The organism is Kitasatospora putterlickiae (assembly GCF_039527695.1).
GTDB classification, from domain to species: domain Bacteria; phylum Actinomycetota; class Actinomycetes; order Streptomycetales; family Streptomycetaceae; genus Kitasatospora; species Kitasatospora putterlickiae.
Genome location: NZ_BAAAKJ010000087.1, coordinates 24,023 through 28,466, shown reverse-complemented (window position 1 = coordinate 28,466; position 4,444 = coordinate 24,023). Strand labels below are relative to the sequence as shown.

The following is a 4,444-nucleotide window of genomic DNA, read 5'->3' as shown; positions in this document are numbered from 1 at the left end:
GCCCGCCGCGCACGAGCCCTGTCATCCGCCCGCGTCACAGCCGCGGGCAGACCCTGAAAGCGAGTTCCACCGTGACCCTCAAGACCTCCACCTGGGCGACCGCCGTGGCGAGCGCGGTCGCCGGGGCGGCGCTGCTCCTCTCGGCGACGCCGGCCTCCGCGGCGAACCCCCCGTACGACGGCTGCCCGGCCTGGGCGCTCTGCCTCTACCAGAACAGCGGCGGCACGGGCTCCAAGGCGATCGTGGTCCCGCCGGCCGCCGGCGGCAACACGGAGATCGTGCGCCTCACCAAGGTCCACTTCCTGAACAACGTCCTGGCGGACAACCAGGTGTCCTCCTGGATCAACAACTCCCAGTGCTCGATCGAGTTCTGGGACGACCCCTACGGCGAGCTGCACCCGTCCCAGGTCGACTACACCCCGACCTGGAGCTGGGGCGCGAAGGCCGACTACGACGCCGGCGGCCCCGAGTACTACAACAACGACCGGATCTCCGCCCTCCGCTTCTACTGCCCCTAACGGCCGGCCCGGTCCGGTCCGCCGGTGCCGTCCCCGGCGAACCGGACCGCTCGCCGCGCCCCGCCCCCCGGTCTCACCAGGAGCCGGGGGCGCTTCCATGGCCCGACGACCCCCGACGACCCCCGACGAACCTTCGGAACGAGGTCCCGTGAAACGTCTACGACCACCGGCCGCACTGCTGTCCGGCCTGCTGCTCTGCGTCACCCTGCCCGCGCTCGTCTCCACGGCACCGGCCTCCGCCGACCCGGCGGCCACCGGCGCCGTCACCGCCGGACCCGGCGCCGAGGGCCCGGACCTGAGCCACGCCAACCGCACCGGCCCGCCCCCGGGCATGCCCGACTGGTCCCGCGTCGGCTTCCGCGGCGGCCAGCGGCTGCCCGGCGACGGCGACCTGACCGGTGACGCCGGCTGCCGCGTCACCCCGGACCGGCTCGCCTCCCAGTACTCCGTCCGCCCGGACGACGGCGTCGACGACACCACCGGGCTCCAGCGGGCGATCGACGACATCAAGGCCAACTGCTCGCCGAACGCCAACTTCAACAGCCTCTCGCTGATCTCCCTGCCCTCCGGCCGGATCGACCTCTCCCGGCAGGTCTACGTCGACGCCGACTACCTCGTCCTGCGCGGCCAGGGCTCCGGCACCGGCGGCACCCGTCTGGTGTTCCGGCCCGATGCCAACACCCGTTACGACACCCTGGTCAACGGGCGCTGGGACCAGGACGGCATGAAGGCCGGCAGCGGCGCCGACGTCGGCACCGGCGGCTGGATCTGGCCGGGCCGCGGCCTGTTCCGCGTCCAGACCCGGGACATCGCCGAGCGCTACCAGGACGACTGGGCCGCCGCCCCGGCGAACCGCAAGGACATCTTCGAGGGCAGCGTCAACCAGCACTGGGCCTCCGGCATCAAGGTCGCCACGAAGGCCGCCGACCCCGGCTGGGCGGCCCGCCAGGGCCAGGACGTCGTCCAGTTGGACGCCAAGGCCGACATGAAGAAGTTCTCCCCGGGCGGCTACGTCTGGGTCGGCGCGGCCAACAGCGTCAAGTTCTACGAGCAGCAGGGCGTCTCCGACCGCGGCCAGATGGACAACCTCCACATGCGCCAGCAGATGTTCCGCGTCAGCGCGGTCGACGCCGCGGCCAAGACGGTCACCCTGGACCGCCCGCTGGAGTGGGACCTGCCGGTCGACTCGACCTCCGACGGCTCCCCCGCGCTCGGCGACAAGCCGTACGCGAGCAAGGTCACCCCGCTGAAGGTGGTCCAGGGCGTCGGCTTCGAGGACTTCGCCTTCACCCAGGAGATGACCGGCCTGCCCAGGCTCGGCGGCGGCACCTACGACCTGACGCCCGCCCAGGCCGTGCACAACTACGGCAACCTGGCGCCCGAGTACGCGATGCACGGCATCGTCTTCAAGTGGGCCGCCAACGACTGGGCCCGCGGGCTGAAGGCCGAGATGACCGGCTCGCACCCGATCGTCACCGAGGACGCCCGCAACATCCAGGTCGAGCGCAACAGCTTCGACGGCGCCTGGAACAAGGGCAAGGGCGGCAACGGCTACCTGCGCGGCAGCCGGGTCTGGGACTCGCTGTACGCCTACAACCTGAGCCGCAACCTGCGCCACTTCACCTTCCAGTGGTCGGCCAGCGGCAACGTCGCCTTCCGCAACGACCTCGACTCCGACCTCAACCTGCACGGCGGGTGGGAGCACAACAACCTGTTCGAGCAGAACACCCTGCGGGTCCCCTACGAGCACCGCTCCGGCAACTGCCAGACCAACTGCGGCGGCGAGGGCGGCGAGATCGACGAGGGGACGTGGTACCCGGTCTGGTGGGCGGCCGGCCCCAAGGCGGTCAAGTGGTCCGGCTCCTCGGGCCCGCAGAACGTGTTCTACAACAACACCATGGTCAAGCAGGCGACGCCGGGCGGCCCGTTCGAGCCGTACGCCCCGTACGGCAGCCAGTCCGGCACCGCCTTCCAGTTCGGCTCCGCCAACGGCAACCCGGCCAGGTTCCAGCCACTGGGCCAGGGCGGCCAGGCGATCCCGGACTGGGGCGGCCGGGAGACCCTCGACTACACCGGCCAGGGCGTCGTCCCCACCGATGTCGGCAAGCGGCCCTCGCTGTTCCTGCGGGACGCCGGCGGCGAGCTCGACCCCCGCACGAACAACCGCCGCAAGATCGTCACCTGGAACATGCAGGGCGCGGGCACCACCGGCGGGACGGGCGAGGGCGACACCGCCTACGAGAACAAGTACACGCTGGGGGTGAACCAGCTGGCGCTGCAGAACCGGGCCGACATCGTCGCCCTCCAGGAGGCCGGCGCCCCGCCGCGCGGCGCCGTGTTCCTCCAGGACATCGACCAGAACCCGCCGGTGTACTTCGACTGGGGCGGCCGCATTCCCCCGGTCCGCGAGTACCGCTACGGGGGAACGGCCGCCAGGCCGCAGGGATACCTGTACTGGCTGCACACGGACTCCGCCACCAACACCGAGACCGGCCGGGTCAACCTGGCCGTCCTGAGCCGTACCCGGATCCAGCCGCAGGACGTGTACGTCGTCGGGGCGGGACTGAACCACGGCCTCACCGGCCGGCCCGCGCTGGGCATCAACGTCGACGGCGTCGTGTACTTCACGGTGCACGGCCTCTCGGGGAGCGGCAACGACGACCCCGGGCAGCTGGCGAACGTCCGGACCCGGATGCTCACCGCGGGCCCCAACCAGACCCCGCTGCCCTGGATCGCCGTCGGCGACTACAACCGGATCCCGCTGCCCCCGGACGACCCGAACGTGGCGGACACCTCGCTGGCCACCGCGATCGGCGGCCAGTACACGGTGACCGCCCCGGGGCTGCCGACCCATCCGACGCTCCGGCGGCTGGGGAGCAACACCCCGGACCGCGTCCTCGACTACGCGGTCACGCCCGTCGGCGCCGCGAATCCCCGCGTCCTCGGTATCAACCGGGCCGACGCCGTGCTGCTGTCGGACCACTACCCCGTCGTGATGGAGGTCGGCAACCTGCCCAACCCGCCGGGGGCCGACCAGTCGGTGACGGTGCCGGTGCCGAGCCCGGCCGTGCTGCGCAGCGCCGCCACGACCAACGTGGCCGCCCCCGGCAGCAGCACCCACGTGGTCAGCGACCAGCCGATCAACCGGGCCGGCGTCCAAGGACAGGTGTTCAGCCTGTCGCCCGACCCGGAGTACAGCGGCTACTACCGCCTGTTCCACGCCAACGCGCCCTACGCCGGCCGCTACCTCGGCCAGGAGGGCGGCGCCCGCGACGCCCGGACGGTGCTGTGGCCGAACCCGGCGCTCGACCAGCTCTGGCAGCCCGCCCGCCAGGGCGACGGCACCTGGACCCTGCAGAACTACGTCACCCGCCAGTTCCTCACCGACCTCGGCCCGGGCCTCGGCATCGTCGCCCGCGACCAGGACGGCACGACCGGCCAGCGCTGGTTCCTCCAGGACCCCCAGGAGGCCACCGCCCTCACCGAGATCGTCGCGACCGACTCCACCGGCTCGGCCCCGGCACTGGCGGTCGACAGTCTGGAGACCGCGCCCTACCCCGTCTACCTGGCCCCGAACTCGCACGGGAACGACCAGCGGTTCAGCACCATCTCGGCGGGACCGACCGACAACTGCTTCTACCTCGTCCACGGCCGCCAGTACGTCAACTCCACGGCCGCCCACGCCGGGACACCGCAGAACGGCGACTCCGTCACCATGGGCGACTACCGGTCCAACGACGACGGCTACCTGTGGTGCAAGGTCGACGACGGCCCCAACGGAACGCTGCTGTCCAACTTCTCCAGCCCCGAGGAGCACCTCGACCTCACCCGGAGCACGACCGTCGACACGGTCACCGTCACCCGCCCCGGGACGGCCACCGCCCGGCTCCACTGGCTCTTCCCCGCGGTCACCTGAGAACGGCCCC

The 4,444-nt window shown here is 72.0% G+C and carries 2 protein-coding genes; both read left to right on the top strand.

Going from position 1 to position 4,444, the window contains the following annotated elements:
* The first annotated feature begins 71 nt into the window (after window positions 1-71).
* The gene (locus ABD308_RS09755; RefSeq protein ID WP_344330928.1) at window positions 72-518 is read left to right on the top strand and encodes a peptidase inhibitor family I36 protein; all 447 of its coding nucleotides are present in this window, start codon (window positions 72-74) and stop codon (window positions 516-518) included.
* A 148-nt stretch (window positions 519-666) separates the two neighbouring features.
* Entirely contained in the window at window positions 667-4,434 is a 3,768-nt protein-coding gene (locus ABD308_RS09750) for an endonuclease/exonuclease/phosphatase family protein (RefSeq protein WP_344330927.1), read from the top strand.
* Window positions 4,435-4,444 lie beyond the last annotated feature (10 nt).